Below are 2,778 nucleotides of genomic sequence, written 5' to 3'. Positions count from 1 at the left end.
CGAATTGCGACGTACATAGTGGCGGCGAGCGGTTACTGTCCAGGCCATTGTGATCTCCATCGAATGTAAGCAATCCGATTGGATCATAACCTACTGTAATCGCTCAACCCTTTTTGGAACAGGCTCTCAACATTTCTGAAAAGATATCCGACGACGACTAATGCGCCAAAAATGGCTTCATAGGCAATAATTTGGATTAATGAAAGCTGCAACATTGATGAACTGTGGATGGTTCTCTTACTCACGTTGATGCAATTCAGTACTGCCTAACGTTCAACCACCGTTCTGCTCGTTTTCAAACACGCTGAGCCCCCTCAGCAAACCCTAAACCATATTTATGAAGAAGAGAATTACCGGCAAAAACAACAAATAAATTATGATGGATGCAACCAATGACTCAGTTGCGAATAAGGAATCACATTTATACTTACCCGCCAGAATAACGGTCGTATTAGGGATCGGTAGAGAACAAATTACTGCGGTGATTTTTACCATCAATGTGTCTATTGATAAGATAGATCCCCATAATAATACAACTGTTGGAGCAATTATAAAGCGGAAAATTAAGACAGCTAAAAGAGCTCTGTTCATCCGGATATTTCTATATCCTGAAACATAAATCATTGTTCCGACAACTAGCATAGCCAATGCGGACGTCATTCCCCCAAGATAGGAAAGAAAATTATTTACGAATCCAGGTATTTTCGTATCAGTAAGCAATATTAAAACGCCAATAAAAAATGCGATTAATGGCATATTAATAATATTGTTAATGATTGACGAAATCGAACTTATGTCATTACTATTTTTTCCTGCGTCTCTTTCTAGTAGATATATACCCAGAGTCCAATAAATTACGGTTTGTGATGCATATGTTATAAGTGCATATGGCAAACCATGACTGCCGTAAACTGCAATCGTTACTGGAATTCCAAAAAATATCGTACTACTCATTGAGCATAGACCAATAAATAGTCCATTGTCCGATTTCTCAATTCTTATGAGCTTCCCAGCGAACCAAGAAAGCAACATTAGCGTTAGAATCGCTACCACAGGTAGCACCATATTCGGTAACAATTTAATGAATTCGACCCTAGTAAAGTCTTCACTTATTGATAAAATAAGAGTGGCTGGTAGCGCAATATTCAGCAGTAATTTGGTGAATATTACATTGCTGGCCAGATCAAGCCATTTTTGCCGTGTAAGTACTATTCCTAATCCAACGACCATAAACAAAACTAAAACATTCAGATAGTCGTTGATCATCTATGAGGTCCATTGCTATTATTATCTAGTATTTAGAAAAAATACGCCGGTTCCGGAGAGAAGCAAGAACTTGCGAAAAACTTTGAAATGGGTAGGTTGTGAAATATCGAAGCGCTCGACTTCAGCTCGTCGAATAAAGAAGCCACTTCTGTTATTCAGCGCACCTGCACGCATTCCAAAACTATGCTGATATTTCTTTACTAGCCCTGCGTGGGTTTCTCGCATTGACAGCCAAGCGTGCAAATAATTAACTCGCGTGCTTGCCCTGCTTGATTTAGAGCGCAACTGCTCTCAACAGATCTAAATTGCGATACATGAACTACATCATTGATTGCTCGTTTTTTGTCTGCCTGTCCTTCTGAAGCTAAGTCGACAAATCTAACCTATCTTGAAAATATTACCCCCTAATTGCCTTTCGATTTCGGCAATTGCCACTTGCGCACGGACGGAATTGCCTGCTTCATCGAGCGGCGGTGAAAATGCAGCGATTGCCATTTTTCCGGGAATGACCGCGACAAGTCCGCCGCCTACACCGCTCTTTGCAGGCAAGCCAACTGAATATGCCCAATCGCCCGAGGAGGTGTATAAACCTTCCATCATCATCTCGGCGAGCAATGGTGCAACATGCTCCTTTTTAATAATACGCTTTTTGGTGATGGGATTTATACCACCGGCTGCAAGTGTTGCGCCCATGGTGGCGAGATCGACGCAATCGACGAGTGTAGAGCATTGTCTTGTATAGACATCGACTGCCCGCATTGGGTCGCTATAGCAGGTTCCTGCACTGTATAGCAGCCAGCCAATCGCCCGATTGTGAAAATTTGTATCCTGTTCGGATTTATTGACCTCGTCACTGAGCTGAATTTCTCGTCCGGCAAACTGGCTTTGCATATCGAGAATATTCGACCAGCATTGCTCTGCATCATCGCCTGGAACAAGACTTGCAGCAGCTATCGCCCCTGCGTTTACAAGTGGCGAAAGCGGCTTTCCCTCATGTAATTCCAGTGCTTGTACAGAATTAAACGGCATACCCGTAGGGCTATCGCCTAGCTTTTCCTTGACCGCCTTTGGACCGATTTTTTCCATGACAAGAGCAAGTGTAAAAACTTTGGAAATGGATTCGAGTGCGAATTTATAATCAGTATCACCCTGTTTGAAGACTTGGCCATCAGCAGTCACGATAGCGACACCAATTAGTTCACTGGGAACTTTGGCCAGAAAAGGAATATAATCAGCGTTGTTTCCACCAGATGTCTGCTTGGCAATTTTGTAAGCAGCAATAACGTTATCTTGAAGATTTAATGACAAATTATATCCCCCCCAATTACATGCTCAGATTTAGGACTTAAAATATGCATAATGAAGCAGTGGTGACAATAGCAAATAGAGGTGGTTCGGTTTGTCTGAACAGTTTCGGGCGTTTCGTTAAGTGGATTTCCGCCGCGATTATGCCGCCACCATCATTGGTGTCAGCGCGTTGAAGTAGACCTGATCCGGCGTCTGCCGGTCAAG

The 2,778-nt window shown here is 42.6% G+C and carries 2 protein-coding genes; both read right to left on the bottom strand.

The genetic code is table 11. The features are described from left to right. Positions 1-324: 324 nt before the first annotated feature. Positions 325-1,266 (bottom strand): AEC family transporter, encoded by a 942-nt coding sequence (locus OPR82_RS22645; RefSeq protein ID WP_265987222.1) that lies wholly within the window; start codon positions 1,264-1,266, stop codon positions 325-327. A 378-nt stretch (positions 1,267-1,644) separates the two neighbouring features. Then, positions 1,645-2,574, bottom strand: coding sequence for a glutaminase A (gene glsA, locus OPR82_RS22640; protein WP_265987220.1), 930 nt, complete (start codon positions 2,572-2,574; stop codon positions 1,645-1,647). Positions 2,575-2,778 lie beyond the last annotated feature (204 nt).

The organism is Ochrobactrum chromiisoli, from assembly GCF_026241335.1.
Taxonomy (GTDB): Bacteria; Pseudomonadota; Alphaproteobacteria; order Rhizobiales; family Rhizobiaceae; genus Brucella; species Brucella chromiisoli.
Note: the sequence above shows the minus strand (reverse complement) of the source record. Positions and strands in the feature narration are given on the sequence as shown.

What these genes read in the sequence shown, in the direction of transcription:
- OPR82_RS22645 (WP_265987222.1), bottom strand. Translation starts at nt 1,266, where the DNA reads ATGATCAACGACTATCTGAATGTTTTAGTTTTGTTTATGGTCGTTGGA.